Origin of the sequence: Acidipropionibacterium jensenii DSM 20535 (assembly GCF_000425285.1) — a bacterium.
GTDB classification, from domain to species: domain Bacteria; phylum Actinomycetota; class Actinomycetes; order Propionibacteriales; family Propionibacteriaceae; genus Acidipropionibacterium; species Acidipropionibacterium jensenii.
This window is the reverse complement of record NZ_AUDD01000031.1, coordinates 1-21,364: the sequence shown is the minus strand read 5'-3', so window position 1 is coordinate 21,364 and position 21,364 is coordinate 1. Positions and strand designations below refer to the sequence as shown.

Genomic DNA, 21,364 nt, shown 5'->3' with positions numbered 1-21,364 from the left:
CGCGACGATCCGATGCTCCGTCTTACGCGAAAGCCGGTTCGGTGACGAGGTGGGCCTCGAACTACGGTCGATCAACGGCAGCCCTGCCCGGTACCTGTCGGCCCACCGCTTCACCGTCGCGGGCGAGCACTGGAACCGTTCCGCCGCCCGCCGCAACGACCAGCCCTGTTCCACGACGAGAACAGCAAGACGACGACGCCCTTCCGGTGTCAAGGGTGCGTTAGCGTGAGTCACGAAGACCTCCGTGGTCAGGAGAGTGAGTGTGGTAACCCACATCCTGCCCGGAGGTCTTCGCTACCTCACCCGTTCACAACCTCCCGGGGAAGTACACCTAGCCGGCGGCATCCGCCACCCACACGGGACGCACAGGATCCAGCAGTCGGCTGGGAGCCATGGAGAATCCAGCGGCTCTCGGTCCCACGCACACACGACTCATGTCCGGCGTCACCGCCCCACAGGACGCTGCCCGGAACAGCACTACCCGGGACCCCACCACACTGGACACCACCGCCCAGGACGCCGCCTCCCAGAACACCACCGCCCAGGACACCACCGCCCAGGACGCCGCCTCCCAGGACCCCACCGAACGCAGGGCCGCGCTCCGGGCCGGTGCGCGCGGTGGGTCCCGCCGCTCGTCGCTGCGAGCCGGCCGGGTATGGCGGGCGGCCAGTCTCGGTCTCCTGCTCCTCGCCATCGGATGCCTCTACATCATCGGCCTGTCGGCCTCTGGCTGGGCCAACTCGTTCTACTCGGCGGCCGCGCAGGCGGCCTCACAGTCATGGAAGGCGCTGTTCTTCGGGTCCTCGGACGCCGCGAACTTCATCACCGTCGACAAACCACCGGCATTCCTGTGGATCATCGGCATCTCGGTGCGCATCTTCGGCGTCAACTCCTGGGCGATCCTGGTGCCCGAGGCGCTCGAGGGGGTCGCCGCGGCCGCCGTCCTCTACGTCACGGTGCGCCGGGTCCTGGCCCACGGCGGTTGGCGCGACGTCACCCCCGAGACCAGCGCTCTGCACAACCGCGCCCACTGGGCGGCGATGGGTGCCACGGCCGTCTTCGCGACGGTGCCCTCGGCGACCCTCATGTTCCGCTACAACAACCCCGACGCCCTGCTCACCCTGCTGCTCGTCGTCGCCACCTACTGCGTGCTGCGAGCCTGCGAGAAGGGCTCGCGCGGATGGCTGGCCTGGGCGGGGACCGCGGTCGGGTTCGCTTTCCTCACCAAGATGCTGCAGTCCTTCCTGGTGCTGCCCGCCCTGCTGATCGCCTACGTCATCACCGCGCCGCGCAGCTGGAGGCACAAGCTCGTCGACCTGCTGACGGCCCTTGGCACCATGGTGCTCTCGGCCGGCTGGTACATCGCCGTCTTCGAACTGGTGCCCGCCTCCTCCCGTCCCTACATGGGCGGGTCGCAGACCAACTCCTTCCTGGAGCTGGTGCTCGGCTACAACGGACTGGGCCGGATCACCGGCAACGAGACCGGATCGGTGGTTCCCGGCGGCACCACCGGGGCGGGGTCCTGGGGACGCACCGGGATCACCCGGCTGTTCGACGGCACCTCGGCCGGCATGGTCACCTGGCTCATCCCGGCGGCCCTCATCCTGTCGGTGACGGCCGTGGTCCTCATCGGGCGCAGGGGCTGGGTCGGTCTGTCCACCCGTCGTCTCGATCCCTCGAACGCGAGGTCGACGCCGTCGACCCAGACGCTGGCCGGCGTCATCGCGACGGCCGGGTCGCTGGTCGTCACCGCCCTCACGTTCTCGTTCATGTCGGGCATCTACCACGACTACTACACGGTCGCCCTCGCACCGTGGATCGGTGGAGCGGTCGGTCTGGGGGCCGCCGTCTGCTGGCAGCACCGGGACCGGTGGACGGGCCGCATCGCGCTGGCCGCGTCCACGGCGGTGACCGCCGGCTATGCGATCTACCTGCTCTCGCAGGCCGGTGGGGCCTGGATGATCCTGGCGGCCGCGGTGGGCGTCGCCGGACTGGTCGCCTCCCTCGGGCTGCTCCTCGGTCCGCTGCTTCCCGCCGGGATCGCGAGGGCATCCCTGGCGATCGCCCCGGCCGCCGGGCTCGCCGGCCCTGTCGGCTACTCGGTCAACACGGCGGTCACCCCGCACACCGGCGCAATCATCACTGCGGGACCGGTCTCCAGCGGTCAGGGCGGCGGCCCCGGCGGAGCGGGCGGCCAGGCGGGCCGGACGAGCCGGGGAGGTCCAGGGGGTCAGGCAGGTCAGAGACAGCCGCAGAACGGCCAGGGCGGACCCGGGCAGTCGGGGACGGGCAGTACCCGAACTGGTCGGACGCCCGGCGCCGGCCAGACCGGAGGTCGACCCAACGGCATGGCCGCAGGCCAGTCCACCGGAGGGACCAACGGGTCGACCCCCGCGCGCCAGGGCGGCCGGCCCGGCAGCACCGGCGGCGGGATGGGCGGCCTCAACGGCAGCGCCCAGGTCTCCACCGCCGCCAGGACCCTTCTGTCATCGGGTGCCGGCTCCTACACCTGGGTGGCGGCCGTCACCCAGGTCGAACAACGCCGCCAGCTACCAGCTCGCCACCGGCTATCCAGTGATGGCCGTCGGCGGCTACAACGGCACGGACCCGGCGCCCACGCTGAGCCAGTTCAAACAGCTGGTGGCGCAGGGAAGGATCCACTTCTACATCTCCACCGGCTCCGGCGGCGCCGCCGGATCCAACGCCGGCTCCGGATCCACCACCTCCGGTTCCAGCGCCAGCTCCGAGATCTCCACCTGGGTCGCCAAGAACTTCACGGCACAGTCCGTGGGCGGCACATCAATCTATGACCTCTCACAGGCGACATCATGACGGCACAGATTCTCCACAATGCCGCCAAAGCCAACACCTCATTGCACGCGGAAGTCTCTTGTTCAGAAGGAGACAACGCCATGACATTCATTGACACGCTTCCCCGGACATCGATGACCAGTACCCCCGCGGTCAATTCCGCCCTCGATATCGTCATTCCGGTCTACAACGAGCAGAAGGACCTTCGAGAATCCGTCACCCGGCTGCACCGTTTTCTGCAGAAGGACCTCCCGTGGCCGGCAACAATCACCATCGCCGACAATGCCAGCACCGACGACACCTGGCTCATCGCAACCGAGCTGGCCGACCGGCTCGACGGGGTGCGTGCGGTCCACCTGGACCAGAAGGGCCGGGGACGCGCATTCAAACTCACCTGGCTGGGGTCCACCGCCACGGTGCTGGCCTACATGGACGTCGACCTGTCGACCGACCTTCGGGCCCTCGCCCCACTGGTGGCACCGCTGCTGTCGGGACACTCCGACCTGGCGATCGGCTCGCGACTGTCGTCCTCCTCGCGGGTGGTGCGGGGGCCGAAGCGTGAGTTCATCTCGCGCTCCTACAACTTGATCCTGCACACCGTCCTCGGGGTGTCCTTCTCCGACGCCCAGTGCGGCTTCAAGGCCATCCGCTCCGACATCGCCCATCACCTGCTGCCGCTGGTCGAGGACAACAACTGGTTCTTCGACACCGAGATGCTGATTCTCGCCCAGCGCGCCGGCCTGCGCATCCACGAGGTGCCCGTGGACTGGATCGACGACCCCGACTCCACCGTCCACATCGTCGGTACCGCCACCGAGGACCTCAAGGGGGTGGCCCGCCTGATGAAGGGGTTCGCCACCGGGCGGATCCCGCTCGCCGGGCTCCGCGCGGAGTTGGAGCGCGACGCCGACACGGCCAGCTCGGCCGGCGCACCCCGCCGCCAGCCCCGTGGACTGATGGGCGAACTCGTCAGCTTCGGTGTGGTCGGCGTGGTGAGCACCCTCGCCTACTACGTCATCTACCTGCTGGCCCGGATGGCGATGGGACCGCAGCTGTCCAACCTGCTGTCGCTGCTGATCACCCAGATCTGGAACACCAGCGCGAATCGCAGGCACACCTTCGGCCTGCACAACCGAGACGGGATGCTCAAGCACCAGGCCAGCGGGCTGATCGCGTTCGGCGTCGGGCTGCTGCTCACCAGTGGCTCGCTGTGGGGCCTCCACCACTGGGCCACCACGGTGCCGCGCTGGGCGGAGGTGCTGGTGCTCCTGGTCGCCAACGCCATCGCCACCCTGGTCCGCTTCGCCACCCTTCGGGCGGTGATCCACCACGACGCCGACCCCGCCTCCGCGCAGGTGTCGGCCGGGTGACCCCGCCCCCGGCAGCCGCCGACCCACCCCGGACGCCCTTTCGCGCCGAGGTGGGTCCTCGGCGCGTCGCCCGGTGTGTGCTCGCCGGACAATTCCCTGTTCTCATATCTGCCACGCTCTGCTCACAGAAATCCCACACGAATTCCGTGGACTCTTGAACACTGCCACTCAGAGATTTCGAGAGGAACTCATATGACATCCGTCACGGTCGAAGACCCCCATCCTCGAAGAGGCATCCCAGAGAGAACTGATTCCGAACGCCGACAGTCCTCGGGTGCCGCACCGGAACGCGCGTGGTACATCCGCGCATTCACCGGCCGCCGTGAGGATCCGCGCTGGGCGCGCCCGGCACTGTGGGGACTTGTCGCGATCACCGCATTCCTGTACCTGTATGAACTCACCATCTCCGGATATGCGAACGAGTTCTACGCCGCCAGTGTGAAGTCGTCGACGCAGAGCTGGCGCGCCTGGCTGTGGGCGAGTCTGGACTCCCAGCTGTCGATCACCGTCGACAAGCCGCCCGCAGCGATCTGGCTGATGGGCCTGTCGGCGCGGATCCTCGGGTTCTCCAGCTTCAGTCTGCTGCTGCCCAACGCCCTGATGGGCGTGGCCACCGTGGCGCTCAGCTACGGAGCGGTGCGCCGCCTCTCCGGGCACCTGGCGGGTCTGATCGCCGGTGCGGTGGTCGCGGTGACGCCGGTGGCCGCGCTGATGTTCCGGTTCGACAACCCCGATGCCATGCTGGCCGCGTGCCTGACGGCGGCCGCCTACATGGTGGTGCGCGCCCTTCAGACCGAGCGTGGCCGCACCGCCCTGTGGTGGTTGATCGGCGCCGGCTGGCTCATCGGGCTCGCCTTCCTCACCAAGATGCTCCAGGGTGTGCTCATCCTGCCCGCTCTGGGTCTGGTGTACCTGCTGTGCGCCCGGCGGGGCTGGTGGACCCGGATCTGGCACCTCCTGGTGGCGACCGCCTCGATGGTCGTCTCGGCCGGATGGCTGATCGCCCTGTGCGCGGTCTGGCCGGCCTCCTCACGTCCGTACATCGGAGGTTCCGAGAACAACTCGCTGTGGGAACTGGCCCTCGGCTACAACGGCCTGGGGCGGGTCCTGGGTGGCGACGGCAACCGCGGAGGAGGCGGAGCAGGGGGTGGCAACGCCTCGTTCGGCGGGGAGGCGGGCCTGCTGCGGATGGTCAACTCGGCCTTCGCCACCGAGATCAGCTGGCTGCTCCCGGCGGCCCTCCTCCTGCTGGTGGCAGGGCTCATCGCCCGCGGACGACGTCCACTCCACGACCGCCAGCGTGCCGGCATCATGCTGTGGGGTGCCTCCATGGTGGTCACGGCCCTCGTGTTCAGCGTCATGCAGGGCACCATCCATCCGTACTACGCGGTGGCGCTGGCACCGCTGATCGGCGGCACCATCGGCAGTGGTGCGGCCGCCCTGTGGCCCGGCGAGGGTGACAGCACGACGGTCGCCACGCTCAAGCGCGTCTGCCTGGCCGTCGCGGTCGTCCTCACCGGGGCCTGGGGGTTCCACCTGCTCGGGGTCTACGCATCCGGGTGGCAGTCCTGGATCCGCTGGCTGGCACTGATCGGGAGTCTGGCCGGTGCGATCGTCTTCCTGGTCGCCGGATCGCTGAGATCACCGACCGGGGCCATCGTGCTCAAGCGGATCGCGGTCGGCTCGCTGCTGGTGGGGTCGCTGGCCGCGGTGGCTCCCACGAGTGCCTGGACGGCCGCCACCGTCGTGACTGCGCACTCCGGTTCGACGCCGACCTCGGGTCCTGCCGGGATGTCCGGCAGTGGCATGGGTGGCCCCGGAGGTGCTGCGGCCGGCTCCTCGCGACAGCGCCCGGCGGTACCCGGAGGTTCGGGCAGCTCCGGAGAGTCCGGGGCACAGGGCAGTTCCGAGATGCAGAACGGCTCCGGGAGACAGGGCAGCCCCGGTGCGCAGGGCCGCTCAGCCAGCTCCGGCGCGCCCGGCAGCCCGACCGGCGGTGACGCACGAGCCTCCGGTGGCCAGACCGGTCAGCAGGGCCAGACCGGTCAGCAGGGCCGGTCCGCCGGGGGCACCACCTCCAGAGGCGGTGGCATGGGGGGCACGACGTCCACCAGCACCGCACTGGTGAAGCTCCTCAACAGCGCCGGGACCAAGTGGTCTGCGGCCGTTGTCGGAGACCAGACCGCGGCCGGATACATCCTGTCCACCGACACCGCGGTGTTCTCCATCGGCGGCTGGTCCGGCAGCGACAACAACATCACCCTGGCCCAGTTCAAGCAGTACGTGGCCGACGGGAAGATCCGCTACTTCATCGGCGGCGGTGGCATGGGAGGCCGGATGGGCGGCGGCACGACCGAGAACTCGTCGTCCGGCGCCCCCACCGCAGACGGGGCGTCCGGTTTCGGGAGTGCGGGCACCGGACCCAGCGGCTCGGGCACCGGTGAGATGGGCCAGTGGGGCGGTTCCCGCGGTACCGGTGCAGGAAGCACCACACGCCACAGGGGAACCGGCGGCTCCGGTGGCGCCGAAAGCGGCGCATCATCGGCCATCACCAGCTGGGTGACCTCCACCTTCACCGCCAGGACAGTGGGCGGCGTGACGGTCTACGACCTCACCAGCGCCAAGAGCTGAGAAGGGCCGCCACCGGCGAGCCCTGTCAGAGCTGCCGTGGGACTGGTTGACACCCAGTCCCACGGCAACACTGCGTCATCTCTGGCTGCGTCATCTCTGGCTGTGTCGTCTCTGGCTGCGTCATCTCTGGCTGCGTCATCTCTGGCTGCGTCATCTCTGGCTGTGTCGTCTCTGGCTGCGTCATCTCTGGCTGCGTCATCTCTGGCTGCGTCATCCCGAGCGAGGAGCAGCGGCCCCAGCGCCGCCGCCGCCTTGAGCCCGGCCAACGGGTGGAGCACCCACATCATGTGGGCGAACCGAGCGCCGAGAACAGGCGCCCGCTCAGTCGTCGTCGCCCTTCGGCTCGGCCGATGCGCTCGGCAGATGGACGGTCTGGGTGAGGACCGCGTAGTTGTGGGTCGGGACGCCGGCGGCCGCGGCCTCCTGGGCGCTGACCGCCCCGGTCCCGGCCACCGCGATCGTCGCCCCGGCGGCGATGCCGAGCACCATGCGGCGGACCCGGTGACGCCAGCCGCCCCGGCCGGTCCGACCTGCGGACCCTGCCGAGGCAGTGGCCTTCGAGGGGTGCTCCGCGGGGATGCGGGACTCAGTCCCCGAGGGGGTGGTCTGTGAGGGATGCGGGTTCTCGATGCTGTCCATGGCCGCAGTCTGCCCACCGCGTCTGTGAGTGATCTGTACGAGTCATGTGACGTCTCCCGGGGCTCTCGACGCGATTCCCGAGGCCCACCTGCGCCACGCCCGGCCCACGCCCGGGACCGGTCTGGAGCCACCGGGAGCGGCCGGGCTCCGTATCCTGAGGGGTGCACTCCAAGGAAGGAACAGACGTGAACGCACATCCGAGCGCACGCGAGCTCGCTCAGTACATCGACCACACCCTGCTGACCCCCGAAGCGACCTCGGCCGAGGTCAGGATCCTGGCCGAGCAGGCGAGGTCGCTGGGCACCTGGTCCATCTGCGTCTCCCCGGCGATGCTGCCGCTGCGCGACGTCGAGCTGGGCCCGGTGCACCTGGCCGTGGTGTGCGGGTTCCCCTCGGGCAAGCACACCCCGTCGATCAAGGCCGCAGAGGCCGCCGAATCGGTGGCGCTGGGAGCCGACGAGATCGACATGGTGATCAACATCGGACTGCTCAAGGAGGGGGACGCCGACGCCCTGACCGCCGAGATCGCCGCGGTCCGGGCGGCCGCCCCCTCCCCCACCCTCCTCAAGGTGATCATCGAGTCGGCGGTCCTCACCGATGAGGAGATCGTCACCGCGTGCCGGTGCGCCGAACAGGCCGATGCCGACTTCGTCAAGACCTCGACGGGATTCCACAAGGCTGGCGGTGCATCGGTGCACGCCGTGGAACTGATGGCCGCCACCGTCGGCGGCCGGCTGGGGGTCAAGGCCTCCGGCGGGATCCGCGACTACGCGACGGCCTGCGCGATGATCGACGCCGGCGCCACCCGGCTCGGGGTCTCCGCCACCGCCGCGATCCTGGCGGGAGCCCCGCAGAACTGAGGCCCGGCGGGCCCCCATGATGCGGGGGCCGGGAGCGGGACGGCTGAGCTCTCCGGCACACCGGAGAGGGTTGAGAGCGGGACTCAGGCGGTCGCGGGAGAGGACACCAGCCTCTCCTCGCCCGCCTTCCTGTCCTCCTCGGCCTTCCTGGCCTCCTGCACGGCCAGCCGCTTCTTCCAGTTGAGCAGCCAGCTCACCTCCGAGCACAGCAGCATCCGCCGGGACGCCGACTCGTAGGACCGCCCCGAGTGCCCCAGTCCGTCGTAGATGACGTTGTTGCCCATCACCCAGTCCACCACCTGGAACTCCTCGCTCGTCTCGTGGAAGAGCAGCGGGGTGGCCAACGGGTCGATGACCAGGTTCGAGTAGCGCTCGTCGTAACAGACCACCTGGTCGACCCCGCGCAGCGCCGGGTGTCCCTCGGCTCCCGGCATCGGCTCGAAGACCGCGTAGGAGCGCTCCGGATGGCCCGAGACGCCGGGAACCCACTTGCCGCCCAGGATGGTCGGCCACAGCTCCCAGTCGCAGAAGGTGTTGGCGGCGGTGTGCAGACCGAGAATCGGCTTGCCGGACTCCCAGTGGTCGAGGATCTTGGCATGGGCGCGGGACCACGCGGGAATGTAGTCCCAGCCCTCCTCGGGGTCGCCGCCGCCGGTGTTGACCACCAGCAGGTCGGCGTCGGGCAGGGTGTCCAGCGCCTCGGGGCAACTGCGCCGCACCACGGCCTGGTGACCGCGATCGGTGAGGATCTGGGCCACCGCCGCGGAGGTCTCGTCGAAGTTGTGCCAGGCATCGCCGTACCGCCCGGCACCCGACAGAATGAGGACTCGAGCCATCACACGTCCCTTTCATGAACTCTGAGCCCCGGACGACCGGGGCATCAGGACACGATAGGTCACCAAGGGGTGGTTCGACACCCCTCCCCCTGTGGAAACCCCGGGGTTCGGACTCAGCCGCGCGGCGGCGCGATCTGCAGGGTCACACCGTCGCCCAGATCGATGACGGCACCGATCTCCACGGTCACCGTCTCACCGGCGGACAGCCGGATCGACTCCTCCCCCGGATGGCGGACCAGGGTGCCGTTGGTGGAGTTCATGTCGGTCACCTCGATCGACCAGTCATTGGGCGCCACCCGCACATGGGTGCGGCTGATGTCCTGGTTGGGAGAGAGCACCCGCATCAGCGCGGCCTGTGGATCGGTGGTGCCGCCATTGGGGGCGCGACCCACCAGAACCGGCCCCAGCAGGTCGATCGAGTCGCCGCTGGAGCACACCAGCACACCCAGGCACGGTCGGTCGACCAGCCGGGGACCCGAGGGGTCCATCGGCGCCGAGCAGATCCGGCAATGCTGGGAGCCGGGCGGATTCGCATGGCCGGAGGTGCACTCCGAGGCCATCACCAGACCCGAACCCGCCGGGTCGGCCGACGGCGACTCGTTGGCCAGACCGGGCATGAACATGGTGGCCCCGTCGTGGGCCATCGAACTCTCCGGGTCCCCCCATCCCGACGGCGACCGCGCATCGGTCTTCTCGGCCGTCTGGGCAGGGGCGGCCGGAGGCTGGGAGGAGGACGCGGAGGAGTCGGGTTTGGACCAGGGAGTCGATCCCCAGTCATCGGGGGCGACATCCTGGTCGGCCTGGTCATCCAGGCGCGAGGTGGCCGGCCACGGCTTCGAGGAGTCCTCGTCGGAGTCCTTCCACTCCGACGATCCCCAGCCGAGATCCCCGGAGGCCTCGGCGGGCGGGGTCGACCAGGTCCCGGGGGCGGCCGGCGGAACAGCGTCGACGGGAGCAGGGGCGACCGGGGCCGGGGAGCCGAGGGAGTCCGCAGAGTCCGCCGAGGTGGCCGGTGCCCGACCCAGGTCGTCGACGTCGGCGAAGGCATCGGCGGAGGCGCTCGAGGCCGGCGAGCTGGCAGCGGGCTGGTCGGACGGCGCGGAGGACTGCTCCGCCACCGCATCGGGACGGGCCGACGCCGGGGCGACATCCTGCGCCGCCGACCGGCTCGGCTGCCCCTGAGGGGCCGATGCCGCGTCGCGGTCATCCTCTACGACCAGCGGCTCGACGGTCCCGGTGGCGTCGATGGTGAGCCGGGAGGCCTGCACCACGCCGAGCAGCAGCGGCATCACCAGATTCTCCTGGGCCGACTCCTCCATCTCGACGGTGATGATCGACGGATCCAGCCCGGCCTCCCGCCAGGTGAGGACGCCATCGCCGTGATTGACCACTTTGCCGCTGGAGGCGTCCTTGACGACGACCGAGCCACGGGCCAGGGAGACCATCTGGTCGCCGGACCAGAAGAACACCCCGAGACTGGGCATCTGGGACAGTCCGATCGCGGTGAGGGTCTGGACCAGGGCGTTGGCGTCATCGGCGTGGGCCACCTGGTACCAGATCTTGGCGATCAGCTCCGAGTGTCGTGGGACCGCCGGCTGCATGACCACCAGGGAGCTCGGACCGGCGAGCACCACCCAGTTGCCCGGTGTGTAGCTGGCGCGCCAGGAGCCGAATGACTGAGACATATGTCCTCCACGACGGGATGTTGACAGGTACTGCGGTGGTGCTGCGAGCTGGGCGGCAACCGTTCAAAGGGTATCCGGGAGCCGGGCAGATGCGCAGCACCCGTTGTCACCCGGACACCGTGGGACCTCCAGAGACCGACGAGCCGCCCCCGTGACGGGACACCCCCAACGGGACACCCGGGACGGGGCAGCGCCCCTGCCGGAGTCCTGGATACTCCGGCAGGGGCGCTGACCGCACCATTTGAGGCCCGTCCGGTCCTGTTCGGCCGCACACGGTCCCGTTCAGGCCCGTTCGACCCTCTCGAACCAGACCCGGTCCTACTTGTCGCGAACGGTCGTCTCGCCGTTCTTCTCCTCGATGGCCGCCTGGGCCGCCGAGAACCGGGCGATCGGCACCCGGAACGGGGAGCAGGACACGTAGTCCAGACCGGCCTGGTGGAAGAAGTGCACCGAATCCGGATCCCCGCCGTGCTCGCCGCAGACGCCCAGGGAGATCTCGGGCTTGACGGCCCGACCCTTCTTCACCGCGCCGGAGACCAGCTGGCCGACCCCGTCGACGTCGATCGAGGCGAACGGGTTCTGCTTGAGCACCTTGTTCTGGAGGTACTCGGTGAGGAAGCCGTTCTCCGCATCGTCGCGACTGATGCCCAGGGTGGTCTGGGTGAGGTCGTTGGTGCCGAAGGAGAAGAAGTCGGCCTGGGTGGCGATCTGGTCGGCGACCAGGGCGGCCCGCGGCAGCTCGATCATCGTGCCGATCTTGACGTCCAGCTCCTTGCCGGCCTTCGCCAGCTCATCGGCGGCCGCCGCGGTGACGATCCTGCGCTGGGTCTCCAGCTCGACGACGGTGAAGACCAGCGGGATCATGATGTTGATCTGGACGGTCTCGCCCTCCTTCTCCTGCACCGCCAGGACGGCGCGGATGATGGCGCGGGCCTGCATGTCGGGGATCTCGGGGTACAGCATCGCCAGCCGCACGCCGCGGGTGCCGAGCATCGGGTTCTGCTCGTGCAGCTTCTTGACCTGGGCCAGCAGGCGACGCTCCTTGTCCAGGGCGACCGGATCGGCCCCGGTGAGCTCCATCTGCTGGACCTTGAGGGACTGCTCCACCAGGTTCGGCAGGAACTCGTGGAGCGGCGGGTCGAGCAGCCGGACGGTGACCGGCAGCCCCTTCATCGCGGTGAAGACGCCCTCGAAGTCGGCCTGCTGCATCGGCAGGATCTTGTCGACGGCGACCTTGCGCTCCTCCGGGGTCTCGGCGGTGATCATCTCGTGCATCGCCGGGAGCCGGTCGGCGCCGAAGAACATGTGCTCGGTGCGGCACAGCCCGATTCCCTCGGCGCCCAGCTCGCGGGCCTTGGCGGCGTCGGTGGCGTTGTCGGCATTGGCCTCCACGCCGAGCCGGCGCACCTCGTCGGCCCAGCCCAGGACCTCCTCGAAGTCCTCGTTGATCTGCGGCGGGATGAGCGGCAGACCCGCGTTGAAGACCTCACCGGTGGACCCGTTGAGGGTGATGAGATCCCCCTTGGAGATCACCACGCCGCCGGCCGACAGGGTGCCGGCCTGGGCGTCGATCTTGATCCCGCGGGCGCCGGCCACGCAGGGCTTGCCCATCCCTCGGGCGACCACCGCGGCGTGCGAGGTCATCCCGCCGTGTGCGGTGAGGACTCCCTGGGCGGCGATCACACCGTGGATGTCGTCGGGGGTGGTCTCGAAACGGATCAGGACGACCTTCTCGCCCTTCTCCCCCAGCTCGGCGGCCTCGTCGGCGTCGAAGACGGCCTTGCCGACGGCGGCACCGGGGGATGCCGGCAGTCCCTCGGTGACCGCCTTCTCGCTGTGGTTCGGGTCGATGGCCTCGTGGAGGAGCTGGTCGAGCTGCTCGGGCTCGATGCGCATCAGCGCCTCCTCCTTGGTGATGACTCCCTCGGAGACCAGATCGCGGGCCACCTTGAGGGCGGCCGCCGCGGTGCGCTTGCCGTTGCGGGTCTGCAGCAGGTAGAGCTTGCCGTTCTCGACGGTGAACTCCATGTCCTGCATGTCGCGGTAGTGAGACTCCATCTTGTGCATGGTGTCGATGAGGTCGTGGTAGGCGTCCGGCAGGATCGCCTCCATCTCACCCAGCGGCTTGGGGGTGCGGATGCCGGAGACGACGTCCTCGCCCTGGGCGTTGAGGAGGAACTCGCCGTACAGCTCCTTGGCGCCGGTGGCCGGGTTGCGGGTGAAGCAGACGCCGGTCGCCGAGGTGTCGCCGCGGTTGCCGAAGACCATCTGCATGACGTTGACGGCGGTGCCCAGGTCGTCGGAGATCTTGTTGGCCTTGCGGTAGACGAAGGCGCGCGGGTTGAGCCAGGACCGGAAGACGGCGTCGACGGCGCGCATCAGCTGCTCGCGCGGGTCGGTGGTCCAGTTGCCGCCGAGCTTCTCGTTGGACAGCTTCTTGAAGATCTCGACGAGTTCCTTGAGATCGGCAGCACTCAGATCGGTGTCGGAGTCGACCTTGCGGTCGGCCTTCATGGCGGTGAGGGCGTCCTCGTAGACGTGGGAGTCGATCCCCTCGACCACCTCGCCGTACATCTGGATGAAGCGCCGGTAGCAGTCCCAGGCGAACCGCTCATTGCCGGCCTTGCGACCGACCGCCTCGACCGTGTCATCGGAGATCCCGAGGTTGAGGATGGTGTCCATCATCCCGGGCATCGACATCACCGCACCGGACCGGACCGAGACCAGCAGCGGGTTGTCGGGGTCGCCGAGAATCATCCCGGTGCGCTCCTCGAGGCGCTTGAGCCCCTCGCTGATCTGGTCTGCCAGGGGGGCCGGCCACTGGCCGTCCTTCCTCATCGTCTCCACGCAGGCCTCGGTGGTGACGGTGAAGGCGTCCGGGACGGGTACCCCCACCCGGTTCATCTCTGCCACTCCGGCGCCCTTGCCGCCGAGCAGGGGCTTCATGTCGGCGCTTCCCTCGGACAGGTCATAGACGTAACGGTGCTGGTCGCTCATCGTGAGGATCTCCTTCGATCGCATGCCTTGCGGGTTCATCTGCGCGGTTCCATCTGCCTGACGGGTGACCTCGTGGGGTACTCCGGTGCTGGATGAAACCCCGTGTCGGGACGGCGGACAGTGTCGCCCCCGGGCAGTCGACATTCTTCCACGTTTTGCCCGGTGGAGAGCAGATCCGATCCGAGCCCTTTCCCGAGTCTGCTCGAGTCCTCCCGGGCCGCTCAGGGGCGGATGCGCAACTGTCCGGCGGGACGCCGCAGGTGGGCCCCGGCGGTGCGGGCACGCTCCTCGACGATGTCGACGACCCGGGTGGCGGCCTCCTCCAGGGCCAGTCCGGTGGTGTCGATCACCGGGCAGCCCAGTCTGCGCTGGACCTTGCCGACCTCGTCCAGCTCGTCGTAGATCTTCACCAGATCGGCGTACCCGTCCGAGGTGCCGAACCCGCCCATCCCCTTGACCCTGCGACCGCGGATCTCCAGCAGCCGCTGGGCGTCGATGGTCAGCCCGACGATCCGCCAGCGGTCCACCGCGAAGAGCTCCGCGGGCGCCTCGATGCCGGGGATGAGGGGGACGTTGACGGTCTTGTAGCCGAGATACCCCAGGTAGATCGACAGCGGCGTCTTGCCCGAGCGGGAGGCCCCGATCAGGCAGATGTCGGCCTCGGTGACCCGCTCGGGGATCGCCCCGTCGTCGTTGCGCACCGCGAACTCCATCGCCGAGATCCGGGTGAAGTAGTCGGCCTCCACACCCACCGGACGCCGGGGCACCTCGTCGGCGTCCAGCCCGGAGGCGTGCTCCATCGCCCCCAGGATCGGGCCCATCAGATCGACCTGCTGGACCTCCATCGCCTCGCAGGCGTCGCAGACCATCTGACGCTGGTCCGACAGGGCCAGGGTGTGGACCACCGTGACCCACATCCCGGCGTCCCGGCGCTCCTTGATCTCGGACAGGGCGACCACCATGTCCTTGACCGAACCGATCATCGGATGGCGCACGATGTGCCAGTGCACCCCCTCGAACTGGCTGCGGGCGGCACGTGCCAGCCGCACGGCCGTCTCTCCCGTGGAGTCGGCGATGACATGGATCTCGAGAACGGACTCGGGCATGTCCGAACGCTAACAGCGCGCGGACCGCTGCCGGGGGCGCTGGCCCATAATGGGGGCCCATGGACGATCCCGTGGACGACATCATCGCCGCCGAGGCCCCCGCAGGGGCGCGTCACATCTGGATTCTCGGACGCCCCGGACTCGTCGACGCCGCCCGGGCCTGGGCTCCCGTATCCGTCTGGTGCGATGACCTGAGACTGGCCCGCCGGGTGGACAGGGACCACCCCGGGGAGGGTCTGCTGGTCAACCCGCTGGCCGAGGCGGCGACCGAGCGCCGGGCCGGTGACGGTGTCGATGCCCGGGCAGGTCGCGGTGCGGATGCCCGGGTTGAGGCCGTCTCATCCGCGGGCGTTCCCCAGGAGGCTCCCCACCAGGTCTGGATGGAGCTGCCGGAGTCCCTGGACGCCCTCGACGAGACCCTCTCGGCCCTCCACGGGCTGGCCGCCCGGCACGGCATCGACGACCTGCACGTGGTGGCCGGCGGGAGGATCCGCCGGATGAACCGCTCGATGAACGAGGTGGGACTGCGCTGGTTCGACGACGTCAGCGCCAGCCTGGGCCGGCGACGCGCCCGGGTGCTGCACATGTTGGGGCCCAGAAGCCGGCCTGCCCGCGGATCGGGCTGGCCGCGCCGTCAGCACATCGACTCCCTGGACCTGGTGGCCCACGGCGGGGTCTTCCACGTCGCCGGACTGGACGCCGGCACCGCCCTGCTGCTCGACCAGTTGCCGTCGATCGGCCGCCATCTTCCCGACAACCGTCCGGCCGAGGTGCTGGATCTGGGCTGCGGCAACGGGGTGATCGCCGCCTCGGTCGCCAAGAAGTTCGGGGCCCGGGTCTTGGTGCGGGCCAGCGACGTCTCCTGGGCGGCGGCCGACTCCACCGCCATGACGGCCGCCGCCAACGGTCTGGACATCGCGGTACGACAGGCCGACGGGCTGACGGGAGTGCCCGACTCCAGCCTCGACGTCATCGTCACCAACCCGCCCTTTCACCGGGGGTCGGCCCGCGACTCCGGGCCCACCCACAGGATGCTGGCCGAGGCCGGCCGGGTGCTGCGCCCCGGGGGGCAGTTGTGGTGCGTCTACAACTCACATCTGCCCTGGGGCCGCTACCTCGACGAGCGGGTTGGGCCGACCCGGCAGGTGGCCAGGACCCGCGCCTACACCGTGACCCGCACGATCTGCGGATCCTGAGCCCGCTCCGACAAGGGCAGAACTCCATATGCTGAGGCCATGGCCTATCGCATCGTGCTCCTGTGTGACCTGGACAGTCTCGAGCCGCTGCGGCATGTCGCCCAGCCCTTCTGGAGCCAGGCGGCGACCGCCCGAGGACTCACCGGGGAGGGTTGGCGATCGCTGGGGTTCAAACTCCCCGCCCAGCCGCTCCACGACGTGCGGCGACTGGCCGCCGAGGCCCGCCCCGCCGGCGTCGACATCATCGCGGTGCCGCCCCATCTCAACGACGAGTTCCCGGGTCTGATCGTCAGCGACGTCGACTCGACGGTGACCCGCACCGAGGGCATCGACCTGCTGGCCGAGGTCGCCGGGTGCGCCGACCAGGTGGCCGAGGTGACCGCCCGGGCGATGAACGGCGAGCTCGACTTCGCCCAGTCCCTCACCGAACGGGTCGGTCTGCTCAAGGGACTTCCGGAGGGGGCGCTGGCCGAGGCCGGTGCCGCGGTGAAGGTGACCGACGGGGCGGCGGAGCTGTTCCGCCAGGCACACCAGGTGAGCTGCCGGGTCGGTCTGGTGAGCGGCGGGTTCACCGCCATGGTCGCCCCGCTGGCCGCCCAGCTCGGCGCCGACGTCCTCGCCGCCAACGAGTTGGAGATCGTCGACGGCGCACTCACTGGACGCCTTGCGGGCGAGATCGTGGACCGGGCGGCCAAGGAGCGGTACCTGCGCCGGTGGGCCGACCAGTTCGGGGTGCCGATGAGACGCACCATCGCGCTGGGCGATGGAGCCAACGATCTGGACATGCTCGGCGCCGCCGGCCTGGGCATCGCCTTCTGCGCCAAGCCGGTGGTGGTCGGGGCGGCCGACGGTGCGCTGTCCTTCCCCCGGCTGGACGCCCTGGGCACCCTGTGGGCCCGCCCCTGAGCCGCAGTCCTTGGCCAGAGCCGCTGCTCGGTCGGTAGCCTCTGCGGGTGATTGACCTTCCCGGACCCGTTCTCACCAGGCAGCACAGTCGTTGGGCGGTCGCCCATCACGGTGCCCAGGTGCTGGCCTGGCAGCCCGTCCCGGCGATCAGCGCCGGTGCACCGGCGGCATCGTCCTCGCAGCTGGCATGGACCGACCGGCCGGTGCTGTGGTTCGACCCCACCGACCCCCAGGAGCTGCCCGGGGTGATCCGCGGCGGGATCCCGGTCTGCGCCCCCTGGTTCGGCCACGGCCCGGCCGATGACCGCAACCCCCAGCACGGCGCGATGCGTCTGATCGACTTCACCCGCGAGATCCTCGCAGACAGCGCCAACCGGCTCCGGGTGCGCTACCGCGGATCCCTGCCCGGTGTCGACGTCGTCCAGATGGTCGAGATGACCGACTCCGCCCTGCGACTGGGGCTGACCCTCACCTCGACCCTCGGCCATCCCCAGCAGGTCGAGGCGGTGTGGCACAGCTACCTGCGGGTCGGCGACGCCTCCCGCACCACGGTCCGGGGAGTCGCCGGGGCCGATCTCCACAACTACGCCACCGGACAGCGCGGACCCCTCGCCGACGACATCCTGCCGGTGCGCCCCGACACCGACACCGTGCTGCAGGATCCCGCCGGACCGCTGGTCCTGGTCGACCCGGCCTGGCGGCGTCGCATCACCCTGAGGACCGCGGGGTGCCCGACCGCCGTGGTGTGGAACCCGCTGCTCAGCCAGGACACCCGTTCCGACCTCACCGGGACCGCCTGGCGGGACTTCGTCTGTGTCGAGACCGGGGCCGCCAAGGAGCACGCGATCGAGCTTCCGGCAGGTCGTTCGACGACCCTCCAGCTGGAGATCGGCGTCCATCCCGACCCCCGGTCCTGACCACACCCGCGGGGAGGGCCCCGGCCACCGGCACACAACAGCAGTCGGATATCGTGACCACTGGCTTTCACGACGCCGTTCGCCCACCCGGGGCGGACCACGCGACTCAACGTTATGCAGCCCAATGCTCACGCATGCAACGCAGGAGGACAGATGTCAGAACGGATTGCCAACGAGGCAATGCGTCAGAAGGTGATGAGCGCCGACGATGCCGCCGCTCTCATTCATGACAAGGCTCAGATCGGCTTCGGGGGGTTCACCGGGTCCGGCTACCCCAAGGAGTTCCCGCCGGCCCTCGCCAAGCGCATCAAGGCCGCCCATGAGAAGGGTGAGCACTTCACTGTCAACGTCTTCACCGGAGCCTCCACCGCTCCCGAGCTCGACGGCGAGCTGGCCGGGGTCGACGGCATCGGACTGCGCTCCCCGTACCAGTCCGACCCGATGATGCGCGCCAAGATCAACGACGGCACCAGCTACTACGACGACATCCACCTGTCGCAGTTCGGCATGCAGGTCCGCGAGGGATTCTTCGGCAAGCTCGACTTCGCCGTGATCGAGGCCACCAAGATCACCGCCGACGGCAACGTCATCCCCACCTCCTCGATCGGCAACAACGCCGTGTACATCGAGAAGGCCGAGAAGATCATCATCGAGGTCAACGACTGGCAGTCGGAGGACCTCGAGGGGATGCACGACATCTACTACGGCTTCGCGCTGCCGCCGCACCGCGTCCCGATTCCGATCACCCACCCCGGCGACCGGATCGGCGAGACCTACCTGCGGGTCCCGGCCAACAAGGTCGTCGCCGTCATCGAGACCCACGATCCCGACCGCAACTCGCCGTTCAAGCCGATCGACGAGGCCTCCCACAAGATCGCCGGATACCTCCTCGACTTCTACGACAACGAGGTCGCCCAGGGCCGGATGCCGAAGAACCTGCTGCCCCTGCAGTCGGGCGTCGGCAACATCCCGAACGCCGTCCTCGACGGTCTGCTGCACTCCGACCTGGAGCACCTCACCTCCTACACCGAGGTGATTCAGGACGGCATGATCGACCTGATCGACGCCGGCAAGATCGACGTGGCCTCGGCCACCGCGTTCTCGCTGTCCCCCGACTACGCGCACAAGATGAATGTGAACGCGGCCTTCTACCGCAACCACATCATCCTGCGCCCCCAGGAGATCTCGAACCACCCCGAGGTGATCCGTCGTCTCGGCGTGCTGGGCGCCAACGGGATGATCGAGGCCGACATCTACGGCAATGTGAACTCCACCCACGTGATGGGTTCGCGGATGATGAACGGCATCGGCGGGTCCGGTGACTTCACCCGTAACGCCTTCATCTCGGCCTTCGTGTCCCCCTCGACGGCCAAGGGCGGCAAGATCTCGGCGATCGTGCCGATGGTCTCCCACGTCGACCACACCGAGCACGACACGATGGTCATCATCACCGAGCAGGGCATCGCCGATCTGCGTGGCCTGGCCCCCCGCCAGCGCGCCCCGAAGATCATCGAGAACTGCGCCCACCCGGACTACAAGGAGATGCTGAGCGACTACTACGAGCGCGCTCTGCGTGACTGCAAGTTCAAGCAGACCCCGCATCTGCTCAATGAGGCCTACAGCTGGCACACCCGGTTCCTAGAGACCGGGACGATGAAGCTCAACTGAGTCTCCCGACTCCACTGAGAAGCCCGTGAGCCCGGGCGTCGACCGCGCGGTCGACGCCCGGGCTCACGCCGTACCGGGAGGTGATGGTCACCGCAGCCCTGGGGGCCCTCAGCCCAGCAGCAGGGTTCGCAGCTCGGTGACGTCGTGCACCCGGAGGGCAGCGGCCCCGGCCTCCGCATCGGTGCCGTAGCCCCACTCGACGAAGATGGTGGGGATGTCGTGGGCGCCGGCACCGTCGATGTCGTGACGCCGGTCGCCGACCATCACGGGCCGCGAGACGTCGTGGCCCTGGTCGCGCAGTTGGGCCAGGGAGTCGGCGATGATGCCCGCCTTGTCGGCCCCGGCATGGCCCTCCGACGCGCCGGCCACCGCGTCGACGTCGTCGCCGAGGTGGTAGTCGACCAGCCAGCGCCGGGCTATCCGGAGCCGCTTGGAGGTGGCCACCCCGACCGGGATGCCGGCGTCGTGGAGGTCGGTGATGAGCTCGACCATCCCCGGGTAGGTCGTCACGAGGTACTCCAGCTCGTCGTGATGGTCCCGGTAGAGAGTGGAGGCGCGAGCGATGTCGTCCTCGCGGGTGAAGCCGGTGACCCACTCCAGGGTGTCGCGCATCGGAGGACCCATGAAGGTGGTGACATCGGAGAGGTCCGGCTCGCCGATCCCGAGATCGGCGGCCATCAGCCGCAGCGCACCGGCGATGCACTCCATCGAGTCGACGATGGTGCCGTCCATGTCGAACAGCACGGTGCTCCACCGTGGCCGGGTTGCGTGTGCCGGGGGGTTGTCGGCGAGTGTCACTGGGATCTCCCTCGATTCTGTGCGCGGCGGGCCCACCGCGTCGTGGCCGGGTCACTGCACGACAATGGCGAGGTGACCAGCTCGAAACCACGCGGCCGGCGTCCCGGATCCCCGGACACCCGACAGACCATCGTCGGGGCTGCCCGGGGACTCTTCGACACCCAACCCTATGACCAGGTCTCACTGCGGGCGATCGCCAGGCGCGCCGACGTCGACCCGGCCCTGGTTCACCACTACTTCAGCGGTAAGGCGGAGCTCTTCCTCACCGCTACCGCCGACGTCTCGGCGGACCCGATGGAGATCTTCCGGATGGTCGACGACGTCCCCGCCGATCGACGCGGCGCCGCCCTGGTGCTGACCTTCACCGCGGTGTGGGAGGCGGCGGGGCGGTCCGGGATGTTCACCGAGTTCATCTCCTCGATGCTGGCCACTCCGGACCTCACCGCCGGAGCCGGGGAATTCATCACCCAGCAGATCCGTGAACGGATCGCTCACTTCGCCGATCCGGACGAGCGGACTCTGCGCGCCACCCTGGCGATGAGCCAGATGATCGGCATGGCGATGCTGCGCTACACCCTGCGGATGGAGCCCGTGACGTCGGTCAACCGCAGCCGGCTCGCCGAACTGTACGGGCTCTTCAGGATCCAGGGTGCAGTTGTGGCTTGACTGTGTGTGGATCGGTTGTCACTTCGCTGTGAGGACGGGGTGCGTGGGGGAGGGCCCTGCGGAAGGATCGGAGTGTTCAAGTCCCGTTCCTGCACCACAAGGCCCTCATGTCTCACGTTACCTTCACCGCCCCTGACCTGACCACGTTCTGCTGTCTCGATGAGCTGGGCCTGGAGGTGGTCGGCCAGCACATCACCGCCGAGCGGGCCGTGGTGGCCTGCCGGGTGGTCGAGGCTGACGACTGGTGCCGGCGGTGCGGATGCCAGGGCGCTCCGCGT

Annotated in this window: 16 protein-coding genes and 3 pseudogenes; 11 read left to right on the top strand and 8 right to left on the bottom strand. The window is 69.2% G+C overall.

What is annotated here, in order from left to right; translation table 11 throughout:
• The coding region (locus H590_RS18075) for a helix-turn-helix domain-containing protein (protein ID WP_154655330.1) at window positions 1-234 on the bottom strand (234 nt) is incomplete at its 3' end.
• Window positions 235-392: 158 nt separating this feature from the next.
• Here H590_RS18075 and H590_RS19500 point away from each other — a divergent pair.
• The 4 genes and pseudogenes from H590_RS19500 to H590_RS16680 form a co-directional block, all read left to right on the top strand.
• Window positions 393-1,316, top strand: a pseudogene (locus tag H590_RS19500) (glycosyltransferase family 39 protein); the annotation flags it as partial.
• Window positions 1,317-2,577: 1,261 nt separating this feature from the next.
• Window positions 2,578-2,832, top strand: a complete 255-nt coding sequence (locus H590_RS19495) for a mannosyltransferase YkcB-related protein (protein ID WP_442858033.1) — start codon at window positions 2,578-2,580, stop codon at window positions 2,830-2,832.
• Between the two features lie 80 nt (window positions 2,833-2,912).
• Entirely contained in the window at window positions 2,913-4,181 is a 1,269-nt protein-coding gene (locus H590_RS16685; protein ID WP_051238605.1) for a bifunctional glycosyltransferase family 2/GtrA family protein, read from the top strand.
• 192 nt (window positions 4,182-4,373) lie between these two features.
• Window positions 4,374-6,812, top strand: coding sequence for an ArnT family glycosyltransferase (locus H590_RS16680; protein ID WP_051238604.1), 2,439 nt, complete (start codon window positions 4,374-4,376; stop codon window positions 6,810-6,812).
• 321 nt (window positions 6,813-7,133) lie between these two features.
• On the opposite strand, the gene H590_RS18485 is transcribed toward H590_RS16680, so the two are convergent.
• A complete protein-coding gene (locus H590_RS18485; RefSeq protein WP_028703814.1) occupies window positions 7,134-7,451 on the bottom strand; it encodes a hypothetical protein in 318 nt (105 codons plus the stop codon).
• 185 nt (window positions 7,452-7,636) lie between these two features.
• Here H590_RS18485 and deoC point away from each other — a divergent pair, with 185 nt between their 5' ends.
• Complete coding sequence (gene deoC / locus H590_RS0112575; protein WP_028703813.1) at window positions 7,637-8,311, top strand: deoxyribose-phosphate aldolase; 675 nt, start codon at window positions 7,637-7,639, stop codon at window positions 8,309-8,311.
• Window positions 8,312-8,394: 83 nt separating this feature from the next.
• Here the strand turns inward: deoC and H590_RS0112570 are convergent, their stop codons facing one another.
• The 5 genes and pseudogenes from H590_RS0112570 to H590_RS0112555 form a co-directional block, all read right to left on the bottom strand.
• Window positions 8,395-9,147, bottom strand: coding sequence for a ThuA domain-containing protein (locus H590_RS0112570; RefSeq protein ID WP_028703812.1), 753 nt, complete (start codon window positions 9,145-9,147; stop codon window positions 8,395-8,397).
• A 113-nt stretch (window positions 9,148-9,260) separates the two neighbouring features.
• Complete coding sequence (locus H590_RS19370; RefSeq protein WP_232021360.1) at window positions 9,261-9,491, bottom strand: FHA domain-containing protein; 231 nt, start codon at window positions 9,489-9,491, stop codon at window positions 9,261-9,263.
• An 867-nt stretch (window positions 9,492-10,358) separates the two neighbouring features.
• Window positions 10,359-10,832, bottom strand: a pseudogene (locus H590_RS19215) (FHA domain-containing protein); the annotation flags it as partial.
• Window positions 10,833-11,150: 318 nt separating this feature from the next.
• A complete protein-coding gene (ppdK, locus tag H590_RS0112560; RefSeq protein WP_028703810.1) occupies window positions 11,151-13,829 on the bottom strand; it encodes a pyruvate, phosphate dikinase in 2,679 nt (892 codons plus the stop codon).
• A gap of 221 nt (window positions 13,830-14,050) precedes the next feature.
• The gene (locus tag H590_RS0112555) at window positions 14,051-14,935 is read right to left on the bottom strand and encodes a pyruvate, water dikinase regulatory protein (RefSeq protein ID WP_028703809.1); all 885 of its coding nucleotides are present in this window, start codon (window positions 14,933-14,935) and stop codon (window positions 14,051-14,053) included.
• Between the two features lie 59 nt (window positions 14,936-14,994).
• Here H590_RS0112555 and H590_RS16675 point away from each other — a divergent pair, with 59 nt between their 5' ends.
• The 4 genes from H590_RS16675 to scpC all read left to right on the top strand — a co-directional run bounded on the left by H590_RS16675 (window position 14,995) and on the right by scpC (window position 19,622).
• Window positions 14,995-16,131 (top strand): class I SAM-dependent methyltransferase, encoded by a 1,137-nt coding sequence (locus tag H590_RS16675; RefSeq protein WP_028703808.1) that lies wholly within the window; start codon window positions 14,995-14,997, stop codon window positions 16,129-16,131.
• A 39-nt stretch (window positions 16,132-16,170) separates the two neighbouring features.
• Window positions 16,171-17,037 carry a phosphoserine phosphatase SerB gene (gene serB / locus H590_RS0112545; protein ID WP_028703807.1) on the top strand — a complete coding sequence of 289 codons (867 nt, stop codon included), beginning with the start codon at window positions 16,171-16,173 and terminating at the stop codon, window positions 17,035-17,037.
• 47 nt (window positions 17,038-17,084) lie between these two features.
• Complete coding sequence (locus tag H590_RS0112540) at window positions 17,085-17,954, top strand: aldose epimerase family protein (RefSeq protein ID WP_084149516.1); 870 nt, start codon at window positions 17,085-17,087, stop codon at window positions 17,952-17,954.
• 153 nt (window positions 17,955-18,107) lie between these two features.
• Window positions 18,108-19,622 carry a succinyl-CoA:acetate CoA-transferase ScpC gene (gene scpC / locus H590_RS0112535; protein WP_028703805.1) on the top strand — a complete coding sequence of 505 codons (1,515 nt, stop codon included), beginning with the start codon at window positions 18,108-18,110 and terminating at the stop codon, window positions 19,620-19,622.
• Between the two features lie 108 nt (window positions 19,623-19,730).
• Here scpC and H590_RS0112530 read toward each other — a convergent pair whose 3' ends face one another.
• A complete protein-coding gene (locus tag H590_RS0112530) occupies window positions 19,731-20,420 on the bottom strand; it encodes an HAD hydrolase-like protein (RefSeq protein WP_028703804.1) in 690 nt (229 codons plus the stop codon).
• 72 nt (window positions 20,421-20,492) lie between these two features.
• Here H590_RS0112530 and H590_RS18705 point away from each other — a divergent pair, with 72 nt between their 5' ends.
• Together H590_RS18705 and H590_RS18480 are read left to right on the top strand one after the other, a co-directional pair.
• Window positions 20,493-21,086 carry a TetR/AcrR family transcriptional regulator gene (locus H590_RS18705; protein WP_071161764.1) on the top strand — a complete coding sequence of 198 codons (594 nt, stop codon included), beginning with the start codon at window positions 20,493-20,495 and terminating at the stop codon, window positions 21,084-21,086.
• 107 nt (window positions 21,087-21,193) lie between these two features.
• Window positions 21,194-21,364, top strand: a pseudogene (locus H590_RS18480) (ISL3 family transposase); the annotation flags it as partial.